Origin of the sequence: Oceanicola sp. S124, assembly GCF_000220565.1 — a bacterium.
GTDB lineage: Bacteria > Pseudomonadota > Alphaproteobacteria > Rhodobacterales > Rhodobacteraceae > Pseudooceanicola.
In genome coordinates, this window is record NZ_AFPM01000067.1 from 1 (window position 1) to 22023 (window position 22023).

At 66.7% G+C, this 22023-nt stretch carries 20 protein-coding genes, 1 other RNA gene and 1 pseudogene; 12 read left to right on the top strand and 10 right to left on the bottom strand.

Annotation, left to right across the window (positions count from 1 at the left end; translation table 11 throughout):
* The coding region (locus tag OS124_RS27905; protein ID WP_040606708.1) for a hypothetical protein at positions 1-401 on the top strand (401 nt) is incomplete at its 5' end.
* Here the strand turns inward: OS124_RS27905 and recR are convergent.
* The 7 genes from recR to OS124_RS0105645 form a co-directional block, all read right to left on the bottom strand.
* Positions 347-940, bottom strand: a complete 594-nt coding sequence (gene recR, locus OS124_RS0105620; RefSeq protein WP_010138409.1) for a recombination mediator RecR — start codon at positions 938-940, stop codon at positions 347-349. The two genes, OS124_RS27905 and recR, sit on opposite strands and share 55 nt — an antisense overlap.
* A 13-nt stretch (positions 941-953) precedes the next feature.
* Positions 954-1298 carry a YbaB/EbfC family nucleoid-associated protein gene (locus OS124_RS0105625; protein ID WP_010138410.1) on the bottom strand — a complete coding sequence of 115 codons (345 nt, stop codon included), beginning with the start codon at positions 1296-1298 and terminating at the stop codon, positions 954-956.
* 97 nt (positions 1299-1395) lie between these two features.
* A complete protein-coding gene (locus tag OS124_RS0105630; RefSeq protein ID WP_010138411.1) occupies positions 1396-3204 on the bottom strand; it encodes a DNA polymerase III subunit gamma/tau in 1809 nt (602 codons plus the stop codon).
* Positions 3205-3446: 242 nt separating this feature from the next.
* Positions 3447-3543: signal recognition particle sRNA small type (gene ffs, locus OS124_RS26445), an RNA gene on the bottom strand.
* A 55-nt stretch (positions 3544-3598) separates the two neighbouring features.
* Entirely contained in the window at positions 3599-3892 is a 294-nt protein-coding gene (locus OS124_RS0105635) for a hypothetical protein (protein ID WP_010138412.1), read from the bottom strand.
* Positions 3889-4389 carry a metal-dependent hydrolase gene (locus tag OS124_RS0105640; protein ID WP_010138413.1) on the bottom strand — a complete coding sequence of 167 codons (501 nt, stop codon included), beginning with the start codon at positions 4387-4389 and terminating at the stop codon, positions 3889-3891. The genes OS124_RS0105635 and OS124_RS0105640 overlap by 4 nt, the downstream gene beginning before the upstream one ends.
* Before the next feature lie 161 nt (positions 4390-4550).
* Entirely contained in the window at positions 4551-6527 is a 1977-nt protein-coding gene (locus OS124_RS0105645; protein ID WP_010138414.1) for a bifunctional 2',3'-cyclic-nucleotide 2'-phosphodiesterase/3'-nucleotidase, read from the bottom strand.
* 234 nt (positions 6528-6761) lie between these two features.
* Here OS124_RS0105645 and nudC point away from each other — a divergent pair, with 234 nt between their 5' ends.
* A complete protein-coding gene (gene nudC, locus OS124_RS0105650; protein WP_010138415.1) occupies positions 6762-7703 on the top strand; it encodes an NAD(+) diphosphatase in 942 nt (313 codons plus the stop codon).
* A 49-nt stretch (positions 7704-7752) separates the two neighbouring features.
* Positions 7753-8220 carry an SRPBCC family protein gene (locus OS124_RS0105655; protein ID WP_029375203.1) on the top strand — a complete coding sequence of 156 codons (468 nt, stop codon included), beginning with the start codon at positions 7753-7755 and terminating at the stop codon, positions 8218-8220.
* Positions 8221-8316: 96 nt separating this feature from the next.
* Here OS124_RS0105655 and OS124_RS0105660 read toward each other — a convergent pair whose 3' ends face one another.
* Positions 8317-9150 carry a prephenate dehydratase gene (locus tag OS124_RS0105660; protein ID WP_010138418.1) on the bottom strand — a complete coding sequence of 278 codons (834 nt, stop codon included), beginning with the start codon at positions 9148-9150 and terminating at the stop codon, positions 8317-8319.
* Between the two features lie 140 nt (positions 9151-9290).
* On the opposite strand from OS124_RS0105660, the gene OS124_RS0105665 reads away from it, so the two are divergent.
* From OS124_RS0105665 to OS124_RS23795, 6 genes and pseudogenes are all read left to right on the top strand, one after another.
* Positions 9291-9818, top strand: coding sequence for a c-type cytochrome (locus tag OS124_RS0105665; RefSeq protein WP_010138419.1), 528 nt, complete (start codon positions 9291-9293; stop codon positions 9816-9818).
* A gap of 128 nt (positions 9819-9946) precedes the next feature.
* Positions 9947-12073: an extracellular solute-binding protein gene (locus OS124_RS0105670; protein WP_010138420.1), complete on the top strand. Its 2127-nt coding sequence runs from the start codon at positions 9947-9949 to the stop codon at positions 12071-12073.
* An 8-nt stretch (positions 12074-12081) separates the two neighbouring features.
* Positions 12082-13170, top strand: coding sequence for a microcin C ABC transporter permease YejB (locus tag OS124_RS0105675; RefSeq protein ID WP_010138421.1), 1089 nt, complete (start codon positions 12082-12084; stop codon positions 13168-13170).
* A 3-nt stretch (positions 13171-13173) separates the two neighbouring features.
* Positions 13174-14361 carry an ABC transporter permease gene (locus tag OS124_RS0105680; RefSeq protein ID WP_010138422.1) on the top strand — a complete coding sequence of 396 codons (1188 nt, stop codon included), beginning with the start codon at positions 13174-13176 and terminating at the stop codon, positions 14359-14361.
* A pseudogene (locus OS124_RS26935) lies at positions 14358-14726 on the top strand (ATP-binding cassette domain-containing protein); the annotation flags it as partial. The gene OS124_RS0105680 and the pseudogene OS124_RS26935, both read left to right, overlap by 4 nt.
* A 236-nt stretch (positions 14727-14962) precedes the next feature.
* Entirely contained in the window at positions 14963-16213 is a 1251-nt protein-coding gene (locus OS124_RS23795; protein WP_237708080.1) for an ABC transporter ATP-binding protein, read from the top strand.
* A 71-nt stretch (positions 16214-16284) separates the two neighbouring features.
* Here the strand turns inward: OS124_RS23795 and hemN are convergent, their stop codons facing one another.
* Positions 16285-17640, bottom strand: a complete 1356-nt coding sequence (hemN, locus tag OS124_RS0105690; RefSeq protein WP_010138423.1) for an oxygen-independent coproporphyrinogen III oxidase — start codon at positions 17638-17640, stop codon at positions 16285-16287.
* Positions 17641-17702: 62 nt separating this feature from the next.
* Here hemN and fnrL point away from each other — a divergent pair, with 62 nt between their 5' ends.
* A complete protein-coding gene (fnrL, locus tag OS124_RS0105695; protein WP_010138424.1) occupies positions 17703-18449 on the top strand; it encodes a transcriptional regulator FnrL in 747 nt (248 codons plus the stop codon).
* A gap of 128 nt (positions 18450-18577) precedes the next feature.
* Here fnrL and OS124_RS0105700 read toward each other — a convergent pair whose 3' ends face one another.
* Positions 18578-19417, bottom strand: coding sequence for a universal stress protein (locus OS124_RS0105700; RefSeq protein ID WP_010138425.1), 840 nt, complete (start codon positions 19415-19417; stop codon positions 18578-18580).
* A gap of 253 nt (positions 19418-19670) precedes the next feature.
* On the opposite strand from OS124_RS0105700, the gene ccoN reads away from it, so the two are divergent.
* Together ccoN and ccoO are read left to right on the top strand one after the other, a co-directional pair.
* Complete coding sequence (gene ccoN / locus OS124_RS0105705) at positions 19671-21275, top strand: cytochrome-c oxidase, cbb3-type subunit I (RefSeq protein ID WP_010138426.1); 1605 nt, start codon at positions 19671-19673, stop codon at positions 21273-21275.
* Positions 21276-21286: 11 nt separating this feature from the next.
* Positions 21287-22018, top strand: coding sequence for a cytochrome-c oxidase, cbb3-type subunit II (ccoO, locus tag OS124_RS0105710; protein WP_010138428.1), 732 nt, complete (start codon positions 21287-21289; stop codon positions 22016-22018).
* The last annotated feature ends 5 nt before the right edge of the window (positions 22019-22023 follow it).

Sequence of the window (22023 nt, forward strand, 5' to 3'; positions counted from 1 at the left end):
TGAGCCTGAGCCTGAGCCTGAGCCTGAGCCTGAGCCTGAGCCTGAGCCTGAGCCTGAGCCTGAGCCTGAGCCTGAGCCTGAGCCTGAGCCTGAGCCTGAGCCTGAGCCTGAGCCTGAGCCTGAGCCTGAGCCTGAGCCTGAGCCTGTTTTCGGGGCCGGGTACCGGAGTGGGGCCTGGACTTGGGCGCTGGTTTCAGGCTGTTCGGGGAGATAGCGGGAGAGGCGTGTTCCCGGGCCGGTGGCCTGCGGAGGGTGGGCTGGAACAGGTGGCCTGTGCTTGGTGGCCTGTGTTTGGTGCCCGGCGCGTTTGGCAGCCCACGGCGGCATCTGGCCTGCGGCGGGGCGCTCAGATCTCCTTGCGGGCGCGCAGGGCGGCGGTGATCGTGCCGTCGTCGAGGTAGTCCAGCTCGCCGCCGATCGGCACGCCCTGGGCGAGGGAGGTCAGCCGCACGCTGCCTTCGAGCTGTTCGGCGATGTAATGCGCCGTGGTCTGGCCGTCGACCGTGGCGTTGAGCGCCAGGATGACCTCTTCGGTGCCTTCCTCGGCCACCCGGTCGACCAGTTGCGGGATCCGCAGCTCTTCCGGGCCGACCGCGTCGAGCGCCGAGAGGGTGCCGCCCAGCACGTGGTAGCGGCCCTTGAAGGTGCCCGAGCGCTCCATCGCCCAGAGGTCGGCCACGTCCTCTACCACGCAGAGCTCGCCCGCGAGCCGTTTCGTGTCGAGGCAGATCGGGCAGAGCGGCCCCTCTCCGAGATTGCCGCAGCGGGTGCATTCGCGGGTGGTCACGGCGACCTGCTGCATCAGGTCCGCCAGGGGCATCAACAGCAGCTCGCGCTTGCGCACGAGCTGCAGCACCGCCCGGCGGGCCGAGCGGGGGCCGAGGCCGGGCAGTTTCGCCATCATCTCGATCAGCGCGTCGATATCGCGGCCACCCGACATGCCTTGTCTCCGATCAGAAGGGCATCTTGAAGTCGGCCGGCAGGCCAAGGCCTTCGGTGATCTTGGCCATCTCCTGCTGGCTGCGCTCGGCGGCGCGGGCCTGGGCGTCCTTGATCGCCGCGAGGATCAGGTCCTCGACCACTTCCTTCTCGTTCGGGTCGAAGATCGAGGGGTCGATATCCAGGCTCTTGAGGTCGCCCTTGGCCGAGGCCACGGCCTTGACCAGCCCGGCGCCGCTTTCGCCGGTCACCGTGATCTCGTGCAGATCCTCCTGGAGCTGCTGGACCTTCGCCTGCATCTCCTTGGCGGTCTTCATCATCTTCGCCATGTCGCCCATCTGGCCGAGGCCCTTGAACATCTCGTCTCTCCTTGGTGTCGGGCGCTCAGGGCGCCCCAGTCTGCTGTATGTCGGTCTGTCGTGTCAGATAGGGGGTCCGGGCGCGGGGCGCGAGGGGTCATTCGTCCTCGAAGGGATCCCATTCGTCCTCGACCTCGGGCAGGGCCTCGGCCTCGGCCTGGGCGGCAAGCTCCTGGCGGCTGACGACCTTGGTGATCTCGGCCTTGGGGAAGGCGGCGATCACGGCCTGCATCAGCGGGTGGGCAGCGGCTTCGGCGTGGATCTCGCGGGTCTTGGCGTCGCGCTTCTCGGCCACGGTCTCGGCGCCCTGTTCGTTGCCGAGGATCACCACCCAGCGGTTGCCGGTCCAGCGTTGCAGGGTCGCCCCGAGGCGCTGCGCCAGGTCCTTCGGGGCGCCGGGGGCGGGCGAGAATTCGATCCGACCGGGGCGGTAGGCGATCAGGCGCACGCCGGTCTCGACCTCGACCAGCAGCTTGACGTCGCGGTTGGCGCGGATCAGCTCGACCACGTGTTCGAAGGTCGGGTAACGGGCCAGCGCCTGCTCGACATCCTCGGCCAGCATGCTGTGCCCCGCACCCGAGGGGGCACCGCCGCCGCCACCGGCGGGGGCCGAGGCGTAAGCCGAGGCCCCCCCGCCCGCCGCAGGCGCGCCTGCGCTCCGCGCAGGCATTCCGCCGCCGCCATTGGGTCCGCTGTTCGGGCCTCCCATCGGTCCATCCGGCGGACGCGGCGCATCCTTCAGCCGCTTCACCAGCTCTTCCGGCGAGGGCAGCTCGGCCACGTGGGTCAGGCGGATCACCGCCATCTCGGCGGCCATCATCGCGTTCGGCGCGGCCGAGACCTCTTCCAGCGCTTTCAGCAGCATCTGCCACATCCGGGTCATCGCCCGCATCGGCAGGCGCTCGGCCAGGGAGATCCCGCGGGCGCGCTCGTCGGGCGCGATGGTCGGATCCTCGGCGGCGTCGGGGGTGATCTTCACCACCGAGATCCAGTGGGTGATCTCGGCCAGGTCGCGCAGCACCGCCAGCGGATCGGCGCCATCGGCGTATTGCGCCGACAACTCGGTCAGGGCGGCGGCCGCATCGCCCTTCATGATCATCTCGTAGAGGTCCATGACCCGGCCCCGGTCGGCGAGGCCCAGCATGGCGCGGACCTGCTCGGCGGTGGTTTCCCCCGCGCCGTGGCTGATCGCCTGGTCCAGCAGCGAGGTCGCATCCCGGGCCGAGCCCTCGGCGGCGCGGGTGATCAGCGCCAGGGCGTCGTCGTTGATCTCGGCACCCTCCCTGCCGGCGATCTTGCGCAAGAGCGCGATCATCACCTCGGGTTCGATCCGGCGCAGGTCGAAACGCTGGCAGCGCGACAGCACCGTCACCGGGACCTTGCGGATCTCGGTGGTGGCGAAGATGAACTTCACGTGGGCGGGCGGTTCCTCGAGCGTCTTGAGCAGCGCGTTGAAGGCGCTGGTCGAGAGCATGTGGACCTCGTCGATGATGTAGATCTTGTAGCGCGCCGAGGCGGCCCGGTAGTTCACGCTGTCGATGATCTCGCGGATGTCGTTGACCGAGGTGTTCGAGGCCGCGTCCATCTCCATCACGTCGACATGGCGACCGGCCATGATGGCGCGGCAGTGCTCGCACTGGCCGCAGGGCTCGGTCGTGGGGCCGCCGGTCCCGTCGGAGCCGATGCAGTTCATCCCCTTGGCGATGATCCGGGCGGTGGTGGTCTTCCCGGTGCCGCGGATGCCGGTCATGATGAAGGCCTGGGCGATGCGGTCGGCGGCAAAGGCGTTCTTCAGGGTCCGCACCATGGCGTCCTGGCCGACGAGATCGGCGAAGGTCTCGGGGCGGTATTTCCGCGCCAGGACCTGGTAGGGGCCGGATTGTGTCTGCTCGGACTCGGACATCATGCGCCTTTCTGGGGTCGTCTGGGGCGCAGACTAAAGGGCCGGGCGGGCAGCGTCCAGCAGGAGGCCGGGGGGAAGACGGGTCGGCGCTCGCGCTGTGCGCATCGCCCCGCCCGCCGTCCCGTACCGGGGCCGTGGTGTGGGAGGAGTGTTTCTTTGGAAAGTTCTTGGGGGAGGGGCCCTCTCGCGCATTTCTTTGAAATACGCTGTCGGGCTGGCGCGCGCCCGCCTAACGGGCACGCTTGGGTGAGAGATTGGACAACGACCCAAGCGGGACTCGTTACGGCTGCTTCCTTCCGGACCTGACCGGGTTGGCGAGGCGCCTGCCCGCGCCAACCTCTCGAGGCGCTACATAGGAAAGCGCGCGGGGTTTTGCAACCCCGGCGACAGCACCCCGTTACAGCCAGACGAGCGCGTAGACATAGGACTTGTGCCCCTTGCGGCTGACCCAGATGCCCTCGGGCGGGGCCTCTCCCTGGTCTTCCGGTGGCACGTCCCAGGGACGGCCGAAGACCTCGTCGGCCTCGGGGCTGCCGGCGATCCAGCCAAGGCGGGGATGGCGCCGGATCCACAGATCGCGGTCGGCGCGGCGGTAGCCCGGACGGCCCTTGTCGTCGGTGGCAAGGTCGAACCGGTAGACCAGCCCGTCGAGGGCGCGACGCAGTTCGAAGGCGGCGGGAGGCATGGTCACGGCGCGACACCTGCGCCCGGTGCCGGGCGGCGCAGGTCCCGGGAAAGGGCGATGGCGAAGGCTGCGAGGATCAGCACCTCGACCAGCATGGTCCAGTGCAGCACGAAGTTCCAGACCCACCAGCCGTGGCGGGCAGGGACCTCGACCAGCCGCAGCTCGAGATCCGACAGCGGGGCCAGCCAGGCGATGCCCCCGGCAAGGGAATCAAGCACCATGTGCAGCAGCAGGCAGGCGAGGGCGACGCCAAGGAAGGGCAGGATGCGGGGCCGGTTCAGCACGCGGGCAAGACCCCAGCCCGCCAGCGCCGTGGCGATCCAGAACAGCGGCCAGTGGAACACGTAGGCGTGATGCAGGGTCTGGCGCTGATCGACAAGGTAGAACCACAGCAGGTCGGTGTCCGGCAGCAGCGAGGCGGCGCAACCGGTCAGGATCAGCGCCCGCCGTTTCGCCAGCTGGCGGGCAAGAAGATATCCGGCGGGAAGATGGGCAAGGAACATGCGGCGTCCGGTCCTGTCGAGGCTGGCGTCAGTCTGGCCCCGGCCCCCCTTTGAGGGCAAGCCCGCCGGTGGCCTCTCTGCAGGTTCGGCCGCGTGACGGGCCAGGGCCGGAAAGCAGAAGGGGCCGCCACCGGCGACCCCTCCCGACGATCTGCACCCGGTCAGAGCGTGATGCGGAACAGCGCAAAGCCGCCCTCGCCGGGACCGGCTTCCTCGATGGTCACACCCTCGACGGAGGCGGCGTATTTCGCCGCCGCCGGGCCGGTCTCGAACAGCACGGTGGTGCCGTCCATCGGCGCGAAGGTCCAGTTGGCATCGGCCTTGGGATCGACGGTGCCCTTCTCGACGATGTAGCGCACGATGATGTCGCGGTTGGTATCCGGCCCCTCGAAGATCACGGTCGAGCCATCGGCGCCCGGGAAGTGGCCGCCGCCGCCGGCGCGGTAGTTGTTGGTGGCCACGACGAATTCCATGTCGTCGGTCACCGGCTGGCCGTCGTACATCAGATCGACGATCCGGCTCTCGTCCGAAATCTTCTCGCCGTCGCGGTTGAACATCATCGGCTTGGAGAGGTCGATCTTGTAGGTCACGCCGTCGACCACGTCGAAGTTGTAGCTGGGGAAGTCGGGGTTCAGCAGCAGCGCGTCGGTCGAGCCCGCCTCGATCTGGTTGAACATGCCCGCCGAGCGATCCAGCCAGCCCTTCAGCTGGGCGCCGGTGATTTTCACCGCGCGGATGGTGTTGGGGTAGAGGTAGAGATCCGAGACATGCTTGATCGCCACGTCGCCCACGGGCACCTCGGTGTAATACTCGGGGCCACCGCGGCCACCGGCCTTGAAGGGGGCGGCGGCAGAGAGCAGCGGCAGGGCTTCGTACTCGGTGCCTTTCATCATCTCGGTGATGTACCAGCTCTGCGCGTTCGAGACGATCTGCACCGAGGGATCATCGGCGACCAGCGCGAAGTAGGAATGCAGCGGCGTCGCGGTCTTGCCGACGGCACGGCGGACATAGGCCAGGGTCTCGTCGTGTTCCTGCTGGACGGCGGCCAGCACGGCGGGCACATCCTCGACCAGCGGAACGACCTGGCGGTTGTCGTCGCGTTCGTAGATCGGACGGGCTTCGGATTCAGAGGCGACGACGCGCCATTCGTTGCCCTCGCGCTCGATCAGCAGGTCGATCAGGCCCATGTGGCTGCCCCAGAACCCGCCCATGACGGCGGGCTTGCCGTGGATCTTGCCGGTCTCGACATCGACGGCGGCGTAATCGGCATAGGTCGGCGAGGGGAAGACCAGGTGGCTGTGGCCGGTCATCAGCGCGTCGATGCCCTCGACTTCGGCCAGCGGAACCGAGGCGTTTTCCATCCCCTCTTCATGCTGGGCCGAGCCGATGCCCGAGTGGGACAGGGCGATGATGATCTCGGCACCCTTTTCCTTCATCTCCGGCACGTAGGCGCGGGCGGTCTCGACGATGTCGCGGGCCTGCACAGACCCCTCAAGGTGCTTACGGTCCCAGGTCATGATCTGCGGCGGCACGAAGCCGATCAGGCCGACCTTGATCGGCGCCTCGGTGCCGTCGCCCAGCGTCACGGTGCGGTCGAGGATGACATAGGGCGGCAGCAGCGTGGTGTCGCCAGTGGGCGAGGCCGCCATCTCCTTGACCACGTTGGCCGAGATGATCGGGAACTGGGCGCCGGCGACCGACTTCATCAGGAAGTCGAGGCCGTAGTTGAACTCGTGGTTGCCAAGCGTCGAGGCATCGTAGCCCAGGGTGTTCATCGCGGCGATCACCGGGTGGATGTCGCCCTCGGCCATGCCCCGTTCATAGGCCATGTAATCGCCCATCGGGTTGCCCTGCAGGAAGTCGCCGTTGTCGATCAGCAGGGTGTTGGTGGCCTCGGCCCGCAGCGCCTCGATCCGGGCGGCGGTCCTGGCCAGGCCGACGGTGTCGTCGGGCTTGTCGGCATAGTAGTTGTAGGGGAAGACGTGGACGTGCAGGTCCGTCGTTTCCATAATCCGCAGGTGCGCCTGGGTGCCGGCGGCGCGCGCCGAGAAGGGATGCAGGCTGAGCAAGGAGGCTCCGGCAATGGTCCCGGCCAGGAAGCCGCGCCGGGACAGGCTGGTGGATTGTTTCAAGGTCATGGTGGACTCCTTCTGGGTTCGGCCGTCAACATGTCGCCTGCCCGTGACATTATCATAACGCGGGGCTGCTGCCCTCACGGAAGTGTCCGCCTTTTCCGGCGGGCGGAAAGAGGCCTTTGGTCGAGGCCTGCGCCGGAGATTTGGGCAGATCGCCGGGCAGGCGTCGCGCCTGTGGGCCATTGAGGTCGGCCCGGCGGCGGTGCAGTCTGCGGCGCAGGCAGGAAAGGGCAGGGCATGGACATGATCTTTGATGCGGGCGCCTCCGGGCGGATGACCTTCGGGGACAGCGGGCTGGACCGGCTGGCCGAGGCGCGTGGCGATACCGCGGCGCTGCAGGCCGACAGGGACGCGCGCTGCCTGCTGTTCTGGCGCGGGCTGGTGCTGGCAGAGGGCGGACATCTCGCGCGGCTGGCGATGGATCACCCGGCGCTGGCGGCAGCACAAGAGCCGCCGGTCCTGCTGGGGCGCAGCGCCACGGGGCCGGTCTTTGCCCGCGACATCTCGGCCTGGGTCCCGCCGGAGGGCGCCGCGCAGCCGCCCCACCATCCGGAGTTCGCAGAGGGCCAGGACCTCTGCGACCTGCGTGCGGTGATGTACGGCCTCAGCCCGGAAGAGGGAGAGCTTTCGGCCATGGCGCGGGCGCTGTTCTCCTGGCACCAGACGCATCGGTTCTGTGCCTGCTGCGGTGCGCCATCCCTGCCCGAAGAGGCCGGCTGGCAGCGCGCCTGCCCGGCCTGCGGCGCGCGGCACTTCCCGCGCACGGATCCCGTGGTGATCATGCTGATCACCCGCGGCGACCGGGTCCTGCTGGGGCGCTCGCCGGGCTGGCCCGAGGCGATGTATTCCCTGCCCGCCGGTTTCGTCGAACCGGGCGAGACCATCGAGGCCGCCGTGCGCCGCGAGGTCCGCGAAGAGACCGGCGTGGCGGTCGGCGCGGTCGACTACCTGTCCTGCCAGCCCTGGCCCTTCCCCAACTCGCTGATGTTCGGCTGCCGCGGCACCGCGCTGAGCGAGCGGATCACCCTCGACCCTGTCGAGCTGGAGGATGCGCTCTGGCTGTCCCGCGAGGCGCTGGTCCAGGTCTTCGCGGGAGAGCATCCGACGATCCGCCGTCCGCGGCAGGGCGCCATCGCCGAGCATCTTCTGCGCAATTGGCTTGCGGACACCCTGGATTGACGCGATTGTCTGGCCCAGTTTCCGGGGCAGGTGCGGTGGTCGTTGATCCATGAAATTCGTAGTGAAGGAAGACATCGGAGCGCCGATCGACGAGGTTTTCGCCCGGATCACCGATTTCCATGCCTTCGAACGCTCGGCGATAAGACGCGGCGCCGAGGTGCGGCGGCGGGACAATCCTCCGGCCAACGGCCTGGGGGCGGGATGGGACGTGCGTTTCGACCTGCGCGGCAAGCGCCGCGACATCGGGCTTGAGGTCGTCGCCTTCGAGGCGCCCGAGCGGATGCAGCTGAAACTGGGATCGGAGGGGCTGAAGGGCCATGTGCAGGTCGACCTGGTGGCCCTGTCGCGCGCCCGCACCCGGCTGCGGGTCGAGACCGAGATCAAGCCCAGGACCCTCTCGGCCCGGCTGCTGATCCAGTCCCTGCGCCTGGCGCGCGGCACCATCGAGAAGCGTCTGGCCGACCGCATGGCGGAATTTGCCGCCTCGCTCGAGAAATCCCCGAAGTTCCCCGGCTGAGCCTGTCGTAGGGTGGGTGAAACCCACCTTCGGCCCGCCCCGCGCCCTCATGCCGGGGGCAGCGAAAGGCGGGATATCTCCCGCCCTACGCCCGGCTCAGTGGCGGCGCCGGTCGGCGGGGTAGACGCCCAGGATCTCGAGGTGCGACGAGAAGTAGCTCAGCTCGTCCAGCGCGAGCTGGACGTTGGCATCCTCGGGATGGCCCTCGATATCGGCATAGAACTGCGTCGCGGTGAAGCTGCCGCCGACCATGTAGCTTTCCAGCTTGGTCATGTTGATGCCGTTGGTGGCAAAGCCGCCCATGGCCTTGTAAAGCGCCGCCGGAATGTTGCGGACTTCGAAGATCAGCGTGGTGATCATGCCATGATCGCCGCGGCGAGAGTGGTCGGGCGCGGTCGACATCTCCAGGAAGCGGGTGGTGTTGTTGGCCTGGTCCTCGATATGGCGGGCCAGGACGTCGAGGCCGTAGACCTCGGCCGCCAGCTCGCTGGCCAGGGCCCCGCGCGAGCGGTCGCTCTGCTGCGAGATAAGATGCGCCGAGCCGGCGGTATCGGCGCCGGTGATGCGCTCGATCCCGTGTTGGGCCAGGAAGCCGCGGCACTGACCCAGCAGCATCGAATGCGACGTGGCAGAGGTGATGTCGGACAGCTGCGTGCCCGGCAGTCCCATCAGGTTGATGTGCACGCGCACGAAGGCCTCGCCGACGATGTGCAGCCCCGAGCCCGGCAGCAGGTAGTGGATATCCGCAACCCGCCCGAAGGTGGAATTGTCGACCGGCAGCATGGCTTTCTCGGCAAGCCCGTCCTTGACCGCGGCGATGGCATCTTCGAAGGTGCGGCAGGGGAGGGGTTCCAGTTCCGGGCAGGCTTCGACACAGGCCTGGTGCGAGTAGGCACCCAGCTCTCCCTGGAAGGCAATTCGGCGTGTCATTCTGGGGATTTCCGTGTTGTTTCCGACAAATCCGCCCGGGTGGGCGTTTGGTCGCGGTAACTACACCTTGCCTTGAGCAAGGGGAAGCGGATAGATACCCGCCGAGAACTGGCTACGGATTCATCAGGGACGCAGCGCATATGTTTGACACGATGACGGGAACGAAGATCATTGGCGGCCTTTGCGGCACGCTGCTGGTTTTCCTGCTGGCCAACTGGGCTGCGGACGAACTTTACGACACCAGCGCGGCTGGTGGCCACGGCGACGGGGAAGAGCATGCCCGCGGCTACGTGATCGAGACCGGCGCCTCCGAGGATGCCGGCCCGGCCGAAGACGGCCCCTCGTTCGAAGAGCTCTTCGCCCAGGCCGATGCCGGCGCGGGTGAGCGCGTCTTCAACAAGTGCAAGGCCTGCCACAAGGTCGATGGCACCAATGGCACCGGCCCGCACCTCGATGGCGTGGTGGGGCGTGCGGTCGATGCGGTCGACGGCTTCTCCTACTCGGGTGCCCTCGAAGAGCATTTCGACGTCTGGACCCCGGAAAACCTGCAGGCCTTCCTCGAGAACCCCCGTTCCGCGGCGCCCGGCACCAAGATGTCCTTCGCCGGTCTGAAGGACATGGAAGACCGCGCCGACGTGATCGCCTACCTGGCATCGCTGGGCGGCTGATCGCCCCCGCGCCACACATCGGGCCCAATTTTGCGGCCGCCGGCAGCCCTGCCGGCGGCCGTTTGCATTGGTGAACCGTCGGTAAGCAGCTGGTAACCACTTCTCACGCATTCTCGTCTTGAACATGCATGACCGCGCTGATTAGCCTGTCCGTCACCAAGGGCCGTCTTGCGGCGTGGCTGGACAGACTGTCCGGAAGCGCCATTTCGAAGCGGGCCAGTTTCCAGAAGGAAGTCGAGGAGTTTCCGATGCAGCGTCCAAATTCCCGTCCCCGCCCCGAAGATGCCCCCCGCCACCCTGTCCCGACTGCTGTCCGCCGTCCCCTGCCCGAGGCCATCGCCCATGCCGAAGCGCGCTCCTTCCTTCGCCCGGCGCTGCTGTTGCTCTCGGGTCTCGGGATCGCGGCGCTGGCCCTCGCCGCACCGGCGAAAGCCCAGGACGCCGCGTCCGAGACGGTGATCACCAGCCACGGCTATTCCTACTTCGGCAACCTCGATTACCCGGCGGACTATGCCCATCTGGCCTACGTCAACCCCGATGCCCCCAAGGGCGGCGAGATCTCCATCGGCGCCACCGGCACCTTCGACAGCCTGAATCCCTATTCCCGCAAGGGGCGCGCCGGGGCGCTGACCACGATCCTCTATGATTCCCTTCTGGAAACCACCGCTGACAGCGTCGGCCAGTATTACTGCCTGGTCTGCGAAAGCCTCGAATACCCCGAGAGCCGTGACTGGGTGATCTTCCACATGCGCCCCGAGGCGGTCTTCCCGGATGGCAGCCCCGTCACCGCGGCCGACGTGGTCTATTCCCACACGCTCTTCGTCACCCAGGGCCTGCCCTCCTATGCCCAGGCGGTCAGCGAGATGGTCACCAGCGCCGAGGCGCTGGATGATTACACGGTGAAGTTCACCTTCAATCCCGAGCTGTCCAAGCGGTCGCGGGTCGAAACCGTCGGGTCGACCCCGATCTTCCAGAAGTCCTGGTTCGAGGCCGATCCCGAGAACCGCCGGCTGGACGAGCCGCGGATGGAGGTGGCGCCGGGCTCGGGCCCCTACCAGCTGGACAGCTACGAGGTGAACCGCCGCCTGGTCTACACCCGCCGCGACGACTACTGGGGCAAGGACCTGCCCTTCAACCGGGGCCGCCACAACTACGACCGCATCCGGGTGGAGTACTTCTCGGACCAGACAACCTCCTTCGAGGCGTTCAAGGCCGGGGAATACACCCTCAAGGTCGAGAGCGATCCCAAGCAATGGTCGACCGGATACGAGTTCCCGAAGGTCGCCAGCGGCGCCGTGCAGCTTGAGGAAGTGCCGGACGGCAGCCCGCCCAATCCCACCGGCTTCGTCTTCAACCTGGCGCGCCCGCAGCTGGCCGACAAGCGCGTGCGCGAGGCGCTGACCCTGGCCTTCAACTTTGAATGGTCCAACGAATCCCTGCTCTTCGGCCTCTATTCGCCGCGCAGCTCCTTCGTCGAGGGCACCCCGGTCGAGGCCATGGGCCTGCCCGAGGGCGCCGAGAAGGCCTTCCTGGAGAGCCTCGGCGACGTGGTGCCCGAAGAACTGATGACGCAAGAGCCGTGGCAGATGCATGAATCCGACCCGGCCCGCCTCGGCGATCGCGGCAACCTGCGCCGGGCCTCGGCCCTGCTGGGCGAGGCCGGCTGGGAGGTCGGCTCGGACGGCCTGCGCCGCAATGCCGCCGGCGAGACGCTGAAGGTCAACATGCTGATCCCGTCGAACATCCAGACCTCGGTCGAGGGGATGCAGGAGACTTTCGTGCAGAACCTGCGCCAGATCGGCGTGGATGCCAGCTATGAAAAGATCGACCCCTCACAGTACACCCTGCGCCGCCGGGATCGCGACTATGACATGCTGTATTCCACCCAGTACGGGGCCTTCCTGTCGACCGGCGGCGGGCTGACGCAGATGTATGGCTCGAAGGAAGCCGAGTTCAGCCTGTTCAACCCCGCCGGGCTTGCCAGCCCGCTGGTCGATGCGATCCTCAAGGCCTCTTTCGAGGCGACCAGCCAGGAAGAGACCGACGTGGCGCTGATGGCCCTGGACCGGGCCCTGCGTTACGAGTTCTTCATCGTGCCGACCGGCTATATCGCCGACTACTGGGTGGCCTATTTCGACATGTACCGCCACCCCGCCCCCGAAAAGATGCCGCCCTATGACCTGGGCTACCTGGACTTCTGGTGGATCGACCAGGAGGCCGCCGCGCAGCTCAAGGCCAGCGGCGCGCTGAGGTAACCGCCGGAATGGGAGCCTATATTCTTCGTCGCCTGGCCCTGGTCATCCCGACCCTGCTGGGCATCATGGTGATCAACTTCGCCCTGACCCAGTTCGTCCCCGGCGGCCCGATCGAGCAGATCATCGCCAACATGCAGGGGCAGGGCGATGTCACCGCGGGCTTCACCGGCGCCGGGCCGGACACCGCGAACATGTTCGACCAGGCCAACAACTCCGACTACGTCGGCGCGCGCGGCCTGCCGCCCGAGTTCATCGAGAAGCTGGAAAAGGAGTTCGGCTTCGACAAGCCGCCGCTGACCCGCTTCATGCTGATGCTGTGGAACTACGTGCGGCTCGATTTCGGAGACAGCTATTTCGGCGCCGGTACGGTGATCGAGCTGGTGATCGACAAGATGCCGGTCTCGATCACCCTGGGGCTGTGGTCGACGCTGATCGCCTACCTGGTGTCGATTCCGCTTGGCATCCGCAAGGCGGTGCGCGACGGCTCGCGCTTCGACAACGTGACCTCGGGGATCATCATCGTTGCCTATGCGATCCCGGGGTTTCTCTTCGCCGTGCTGCTGCTGGTGCTCTTCGCCGGCGGGTCCTACTGGCAGATCTTCCCGCTGCGCGGCCTGGTGTCGGACAACTGGCAGGACCTCAGCCTGCTGGGCAAGATCGGGGACTACTTCTGGCACATCACCCTGCCGGTGCTGGCCTCGACCATCTCGGCCTTCGCCACGCTGACCCTGCTGACCAAGAATTCCTTCCTCGACGAGATCAAGAAGCAATACGTGATCACCGCCCGCGCCAAGGGCCAGACCGAGCGCAAGGTGCTCTATGGCCATGTCTTCCGCAACGCGATGCTGATCGTGATCGCCGGCTTCCCCTCGGTCTTCATCGGCGTCTTCTTCTCGGGCTCGCTGATCATCGAGACGCTGTTCTCGCTCGACGGCCTCGGGCGCCTTGGCTTCGAGGCGGCGCTGCAAAGGGACTACCCGGTGATCTTCGGCACGCTCTTCATCTTCGGCCTCATCGGCCTGGTCGTCGGCATCCTGTCGGACCTGATGTATGTCTTCGTCGATCCCCGCATCGACTTCGAAAGCCGGGAAGGCTGAGCCATGTCCCATCCCGACCTCGTCCCCCCCGCCGAGCCCGCCGTTGCGCCCGCGCAGACCCCCGTCGCCCCGCCCGAGCGGCGCGGGCGCCTGTCACCGCTGAACCAGCGCCGCTGGCGCAACTTCCGCCGCAACCGGCGCGCCTTCTGGTCGCTGATCCTGTTCTGCCTGCTCTTCGGGCTGTCGCTCTTTGCCGAGTTCCTCGCCAATGACCGGCCGATCCTGGTGCAGTACCGGGGCAGCTACTACATGCCGATCTTCCGCTTCTATCCCGAGACCGAGTTCGGCGGCGACTTCCGCACCGAGGCCGTCTACCGCGACCCCGAGGTGCAATGCCTGATCGCCACCGGCGGGCTGGACGCCTGCTTCGACGATCCCGAGGGCCTGATCGCGGATGCCGAAGACGGCGAGATCGCCGGCGCGCAGATCGAGAAGGGCTGGTCGATCTGGCCGCCGATCCCCTATTCCTACGACAGCCCGGTCGAACGTCCCGGCGCCGCCCCCCTGCCGCCGAACGAGCAGAACTGGCTGGGCACCGACGACACCAAGCGCGACCTGCTGGCGCGGGTGATCTATGGCTTCCGCCTGTCCATCGTCTTTACCCTGGTGGTCACCATCGCCTCCTCGGCGATCGGCATCACCGCGGGCGCCGTGCAGGGCTATTTCGGCGGCAAGATCGACCTCATCTTCCAGCGCCTGATCGAGATATGGGCCTCGACCCCCTCGCTCTACGTGATCATCATCCTCTTCGCGATCCTCGGGCGCAGCTTCTGGCTTCTGGTCTTCCTGACGGTGCTCTTCGGCTGGATGTCCCTCGTCGGCGTGGTGCGGGCCGAGTTCCTGCGCGCCCGCAACCTGGAATACGTGCGCGCCGCCAAGGCGCTTGGGGTCAGCAACCGGGTGATCATGTTCCGCCACATGCTGCCCAATGCCATGGTCGCCACGCTGACCATGATGCCCTTCATCGTCACCGGCACGATTTCCACCCTGGCCAGCCTCGACTTCCTCGGCTTCGGTCTGCCCAGCTCCTCGCCCTCGCTGGGCGAGATGACGCTGCAGGCGAAGGAGAACCTGCAGGCGCCCTGGCTGGGCTTCACAGCCTTTACCGTCTTCGCCGTCATGCTCTCGTTGCTGGTCTTCATCTTCGAGGGCGTCCGCGATGCCTTCGACCCCAGAAAGACCTTCCGATGACCATGCTTTCCGTGCGCGACCTGCGCGTCGCCTTCGCCCAGGACGGCCAGCGGATCGAGGCCGTCAAGGGCGTGTCCTTCCACGTCGAGAAGGGCGAGACCGTGGCGCTGGTCGGTGAATCCGGCTCGGGCAAATCGGTCTCGGCGCTCTCGACCGTCTCGCTTCTGGGCGACAACGCCGAGGTCTCGGGCTCGGTCCGGTTCGAAGGACAGGAGATGGTCGGCGCCACCCCGGCGCAGCTGCGCAAGCTGCGCGGCAACGACATCTCCTTCATCTTCCAGGAGCCGATGACCTCTCTCAACCCGCTGCACACCATCGAGAAGCAGCTGGCCGAGAGCATGGCCCTGCACCAGGGCCTGACCGGCCGCGGCTGGCTGAAACGCTGGCTGGAAGGCTGGATGCGGCTGAACCCGATGCCGGTGCTGGTCGGCCTGCTGGCCTTCTTCGCCTTCCTCGCCGCCTATGGGGCCTTCATGGCCACGGCGCCGAAACCCCCAGCCTCGATTTCCTCGGCGCTTTCGGCACGGAATTCGTCCGCCGCCTGTTCCGCGCCGTGCTCTGGGCGCTCGGGCTGACGGCGCTGCTGGCGGCGGGCAAGGCGCTGCTCTCCAGCCGGTTCTCGACCTGGATCACCGCCAGCGAGACCCGCGAGAGGTCGATTGCCCTGCTGGAACAGGTCGGCATCCGCGACGCCGAGAGCCGGCTGACCGCCTATCCGCACGAGCTGTCCGGCGGGCAGCGCCAGCGGGTGATGATCGCCATGGCCCTGGCCAACAACCCGCGCCTGCTGATCGCGGATGAACCCACAACGGCGCTGGATGTCACCATCCAGGCGCAGATCCTCGACCTTCTGGCGAAGCTGAAGGACGAGACGGGGATGGGCCTGCTGTTCATCACCCACGACCTCGGCATCGTGCGCCGCATCGCCGACCGGGTCTGCGTGATGAAGGACGGGCTGATCGTCGAAGAGGGCCCGACCGAGGCGATCTTCGCCGATCCGCAACACCCCTATACCAGGATGCTGCTTTCTGCCGGCACCGTGGGTGGCCCCGAAGCGCCGGCCGCCGATGCCCCGGTGGTGCTGGAAACCGACGCCCTGCGCATCTGGTTCCCGATCCGGCAGGGGCTGATGAAGCGTACCGTCGGCCACGTGCGGGCGGTGAATGACGCGACCCTCACGCTGCGCGCCGGCGAAACCCTTGGGATCGTGGGCGAATCAGGCTCGGGCAAGACCACGCTTGCGCTGGCGCTGATGCGGCTGATCGGCTCGGAAGGGCAGGTGCGCTTTGCCGGGCAAGACATCCATGCGCTTTCGACCGCCGACCTGCGCAGCCTGCGCAAGGACATGCAGATCGTCTTCCAGGACCCCTTCGGCTCTCTCTCGCCCCGCATGACGGCCGAGCAGATCATCGCCGAAGGCCTGTCGGTGCATCGCACGGAAAGCAAGGTGCCGGTGCGTCAGCAGGTGGCCGAGGTCATGGCCGAGGTGGGCCTCGACCCGGCGATGATGGATCGCTACCCGCATGAGTTTTCGGGCGGGCAGCGCCAGCGGATCGCCATTGCCCGCGCGATGATCCTGCGCCCCCGCCTGGTGGTGCTGGATGAACCGACCTCGGCGCTGGACATGACGGTGCAGGTGCAGATCGTCGACCTGCTGCGCCGGCTGCAGCAGAAGTACGGGCTGGCCTACCTGTTCATCAGCCACGACCTGAAGGTGGTGCGCGCCATGTCCCACCGGGTGATGGTCATGCGCCACGGCGACGTGGTGGAAGAGGGCACGGCAGAGCAGGTCTTCGACGCCCCGCAGGCGGCCTACACGAAAGAGCTTTTCGCCGCGGCGATGGACCACTAGCGCATCACCAGGCTGAAAGTACTCCCGCCGGAGGCCCGGCCCCGCAGGGGGCCGGATCCCGGTTCCGGCCGTCAGATCGCCGAGGAATGCCGCGCCCGGCTGCCGTCATAGGCATCGAAGGCGCGGGCGATCAGCCGGGTCAGCGGGCGGGCATCTTCGGGGATGAAGAGCCCTTCTTCGGTGACCTGTACCAGCCCGTCGAACCGGGTCGCGACCTCCTGGAACAGGCCTTGCAGCTCTGCCCCGGTGATCCCGAAATCCCGGGTGATCTCGGCGCTGCGGATGCGGAAGTCGCACATCACCGCCTCGATTAGCCGGGCGCGCAGCAGGTCGTCCCCGGCGAAGGCGTGGCCCTTGGCGGTCGAGAAGCGGCCCTCGCGGATGGCAGCCGTATGGGCGCCGGTCGCCGGGGCGTTCTGGCTGAAGCCCTGCGGGAAGCGTGAAATCGAGGACGCCCCGACGCCGATCAGCGCGATGGCGCGGTCATCGGTATAGCCCTGGAAGTTGCGCCGCAGCCGGTTCTCGGCCTGGGCGCGGGCCAGCCCGTCGTCGGGCAGGGCAAAGTGGTCGATGCCGATCTCGGCGTAGCCGTCCCACATGAACAGCTTGCGGGCCGTTGCGAACAGCTCCAGCCGCTCGGCCGGGGTGGGCAGGGCATCCGAGGGCAGCATCCCCTGCCGCCGCGCCATCCAGGGCACATGGGCATAGCCGTAAAGCGCCACCCGGTCGGGCGAGAGCGAGAGCAGCTTCTGCACGCTCTCGGTGATCTTGGCGTTGGTCTGATGCGGCAGGCCGAAGAGGATGTCGGCGTTCAGGCTTTCCACCCCGTGGGCGCGGATCGCGGCGATCACGTCGCGGGTCACCTCGTAGCTCTGCTCGCGGCCGATGCACTTCTGGATGGCCGGGTCGAAATCCTGCACCCCGATCGAGGCGCGGTTCATGCCGGCCGCCTTCAGCACCGCCAGCCGCGTCTCGTCGACCTCGTTGGGGTCGATCTCGACCGAGAACTCGGCCCCCTCGGCGAAGGGGGCGACCTCGGCGATTCGCCCGGCAAGGGTCTCCATCATGTCCGGCGCCAACAGGGTGGGCGTGCCGCCGCCCCAGTGCAGCCGTGACAGGCGGACCCCCGCCGGAAGGTGCTGCTTCAGCATGTCCAGCTCGGCCAGCAGCGTATCCAGGTAGGCGCGCACCGGCGCCTCGCTCTGGGTGCCCTGGGTCCGGCAGGCGCAGAACCAGCACAGCCTGCGGCAGAAGGGGACGTGAACGTAGAGCGAGATCTCGGCCCCCTCGGGGAGGGCTTCGATCCAGCCGCGATGCACCTCCGACCCGACGGTATCGGAGAAATGCGGGGCCGTGGGGTAGCTGGTATAGCGCGGAACCTTCGCGTCAAACAGTCCCAGGCGTTCAAGTTGCGTTTTGGTGACCATGGGACTACTCTTTGCCCATTCTTCCCCACGCGCATTGACGCAGATCAACCTGGCCGGATTTCATGCTTCAGGACACCCTCTCTTTCGCGACCCCGGATTGCAGCGGCTGTCCGATCCGCCACCGTGCGGTCTGCGCGCGTTGCGATAGCGACGAGCTCGCCCGGCTGGAAGAGATCAAGTATTACCGCAGCTTCGAGGCTGGGCAGACGGTGATCTGGTCCGGTGACAGGATGGATTTCGTTGGCTCCGTGGTCTCGGGGATCGCCACCCTGACCCAGACGATGGAAGACGGCCGCACCCAGATGGTCGGCCTGCTGCTGCCCAGCGATTTCGTCGGCCGACCGGGCCGCGACGGTGCCGCATACGACGTGGTGGCGACCTCTGACCTGGTGATGTGCTGCTTCCGCAAAAAGCCCTTCGAACAGCTGATGGAGACCACGCCGCATATCGCGCAGCGCCTGCTGCAGATGACGCTGGACGAACTGGACGCCGCGCGCGAGTGGATGCTGGTGCTGGGCCGCAAGACCGCGCGCGAGAAGATCGCCTCTCTGCTGGCGATCATCGGGCGCCGCGATGCCTCGATCCAGTCCGCGCCGATGTCGGGCAGGATCGTCTTCGACCTGCCGCTGACCCGCGAGGCGATGGCGGACTACCTCGGGCTGACGCTGGAGACGGTCAGCCGCCAGGTCTCGGCGCTGAAGCGGGACGGGGTGATCGAGCTGCAGGGCAAGCGCCACGTGACGGTGCCGGACTTCTCGCGCCTGCTGGAAGAGGCGGGCGATGACGCGGATGGCGGCCTGCTGGTCTGACGCCGCGCCGCAGGGCCAAGGAAAAACCCCCGCCTGTGCGCTGACAGGCGGGGGTTTTCTTTCACGCTACGTGCACCGGGGTAGGCAGCGGGGCTTGCGGGCAGACGCCTGCCGTCGGGTCCCCGCGCTCAGTGCGCCATGAAGACCGGCAGCTCGGCTTCTTCCAGCATGTGCCGGGTGGCGCCGCCCAGGATGGCTTCGCGGAAGCGCGAGTGGCCATAGGCCCCCATGACGATCATGTCCGCGCCGACATCGGTGGCATGCCGCCGGATCAGGTCGGAAATCCGCGGCAGGGTCTTCGAGATCACGTCGATCTCGGAGGCCACGCCGTGACGGGCCAGCCAGGCAGCCAGCATCCCGCCGGGATCCGAACGGTCAGGCCCGTGCATCGGCGGGTCGATGACGACCACATGCACCCCCTTGGCCCGCTTCAGCAGCGGCAGCGCCTTGCGGATCGCCGCCAGGGCCTCGGGGGTCTCGTTCCATGCGATCAGCGGGGTCGTCGGAGTCAGCGCCTGCGCGGCGCCGTCGGGCAGCACCAGAACCGGCGTGCGGCCTTCGAACAGCACGGCTTCGGTGATCGGCTCGTCCTCGACACCCTTGCCCTCGCCGTAGGGCTTGGGCAGCACCACGAGGTCAGAGAAACGCGCGCGCCAGGCGACATGGCGGCCAAGGTCACCCATCTGGGCCACGTCGGTGTCCACCGCATAGCGAACCGGCGCGCCCTTCAGCACCGCATTGGCCTCGGCCTCCAGCGCCTGGCTTTCCTCGGTTGCCCGCGAGATGGCCTGTTGCAGGACCATCGCGTTGGCACCGGCATAATAATATCCCACCTGCGTGCGATCGACGCCGAGACACAGCACATCAAGATGCGCGTCATGAGTCTCTGCCAGGGTTGCGACCTGGTCCAGATGGGCCTTCAGGCCCTCCATTCTGGTCAGGATCGTGAAGATCGTCTTGTAGGCCATTTTAGCCTCCTGATCTGTATTTCGAAAAGAACCGTTACTCTTCCGAGGGATAGCTTGACCGTTCACCGGTTCATAAGGTGTGTTTATCATGTGGGAAATCGACGCACTTTGATCTTCATCAATTCATCACGAGTGCGCGATTGATACAGATCAAGGCAATTGAACGGACCGCGGCGCAAGAAGCGGGAAGTCGTTAACCCGATTTGGGCAGAGCGGGGCCATTCCCTCTGCCGGACTGAAAAAGGGACGCGTTATGGCAAATGGAATCAAGCTAGTCGCGCTGGGGCTGGTCGCGCTTTTCGCCGCGATCGCCGCCAATTATGCGCGCGACCTGGCGTATATGGTGAACGCGCTGGTGGTCATGTTGGTCGCCTCGGTGATGTTCGTCATCACGCTGCGCAAGACGGATGAGGACCCGGTCCTGAAGGACCTGTCCGGAGAGTACATGGACGACGTGGTCCGCTACGGGGTGATCGCCACCGCCTTCTGGGGCGTGGTCGGCTTCCTGGTCGGGGTCTTCATCGCCTTCCAGCTTGCCTTCCCGGTGCTGAACTTCGAATGGGCCCAGGGCCTGCTGAACTTCGGCCGGATCCGGCCGCTGCACACCTCGGCGGTGATCTTCGCCTTTGGCGGCAACGCCCTGCTCTGCACCTCGTTCTACGTGGTCCAGCGGACCTCGGCGGCGCGGCTCTGGGGCGGCAACCTGGCCTGGTTCGTGTTCTGGGGCTACAACCTGTTCATCGTGCTGGCGGCCCTCAGCTACGTTCTGGGCGGTAGCCAGTCGAAGGAATACGCTGAGCCCGAATGGTACGTCGACCTCTGGCTGACGATTGTCTGGGTGGCCTACCTGGCGGTTTTCCTGGGCACGATCATCAAGCGGAAAGAGCCCCACATCTACGTGGCCAACTGGTTCTTCCTGAGCTTCATCGTCACCGTCGCCATGCTGCACGTGGTGAACAACCTGGTGATTCCCGTCTCGATCTTCGGCTCGAAGTCGGTGCAGGTCTTCGCCGGTGTGCAGGATGCCATGACGCAGTGGTGGTACGGCCACAACGCCGTCGGCTTCTTCCTGACCGCGGGCTTCCTGGGCATGATGTACTACTTCATCCCCAAGCAGGCCGAGAAGCCGGTCTATTCCTATAAGCTGTCGATCATCCACTTCTGGGCGCTGATCTTCCTCTACATCTGGGCCGGTCCGCACCACCTGCACTATACCGCGCTGCCCGACTGGGCCTCGACGCTGGGCATGGTGTTCTCGGTGATCCTGTGGATGCCCAGCTGGGGCGGCATGATCAACGGGCTGATGACCCTCTCGGGCGCCTGGGACAAGCTGCGCACTGACCCCGTCATCCGCATGATGGTGATCGCTGTCGGCTTCTACGGCATGTCGACCTTCGAAGGCCCGATGATGTCGATCAAGGCGGTCAACTCGCTCAGCCACTACACCGACTGGACCATCGGCCACGTCCACTCCGGCGCGCTTGGCTGGAACGGCATGATCACCTTCGGCGCGCTCTACTACCTGGTGCCCAAGCTGTGGAACCGCGAGAAGCTGTACAGCCTCTCCATGGTCTCCTGGCACTTCTGGCTCGCCACCATCGGCATCGTTCTCTACGCCGCCTCGATGTGGGTGACCGGGATCATGGAGGGCCTGATGTGGCGTGAAGTGGATGCCAACGGCTTCCTGGTGAACTCCTTCGCCGATACCGTCGGTGCCAAGTTCCCGATGTACGTGGTGCGGGGCCTCGGTGGGGTGATGTACCTGGCCGGTGCGCTGATCATGTGCGCAAACCTCTGGCTGACCGTCCGCAAGGCGCCGGCCGTCCAGACCGCCAACGGCCTCGTGCCGGCGGAATGAGGAGCTGATAAATGGGTATTCTTGATAAGCACAAGTTCCTCGAAAAGAACGCCACCCTGCTGCTGGCAGGCTCGTTCCTAGTCGTCACCATCGGCGGTATCGTCGAGATCGCACCGCTGTTCTACCTGGAGAACACCATCGAGGATGTGGAGGGCATGCGCCCCTACACGCCCCTCGAACTGGCGGGGCGGGACATCTACATCCGCGAGGGCTGCTACGTCTGCCACTCGCAGATGATCCGCCCGATGCGCGACGAGGTCGAACGCTACGGCCACTACTCGCTGGCCGCCGAGTCGAAGTACGACCGGCCCTTCCAGTGGGGCTCGAAGCGGACCGGGCCCGACCTGGCCCGCGTCGGCGGGCGCTACTCGGACGAATGGCATGTCGATCACCTGACCGACCCGCAGTCCGTGGTGCCTGAATCGGTGATGCCGAAGTACGGCTTCCTGCTGAACCGCCGGATCGAGGGCGAATACATCAGCGACGAGCTGGGCACCCATGCCCTTCTCGGCGTGCCCTATACGCCCGAGATGGTCGAGAACGGCCAGGCCGACTTCCTGGCCCAGGCCGATCCCGACAGCGACTACGACGGTCTGCTGGAACGCTACGGCGAGGACAGCGTCAACGTGCGCAACTTCGACGGCGAACCGGGGGTCTCCGAGATGGATGCCCTGGTGGCCTATCTGCAGATGCTGGGCACGCTGGTCGATTTCTCGACCTTCTACCCCGATGAAAGCCGCTGAGGAGG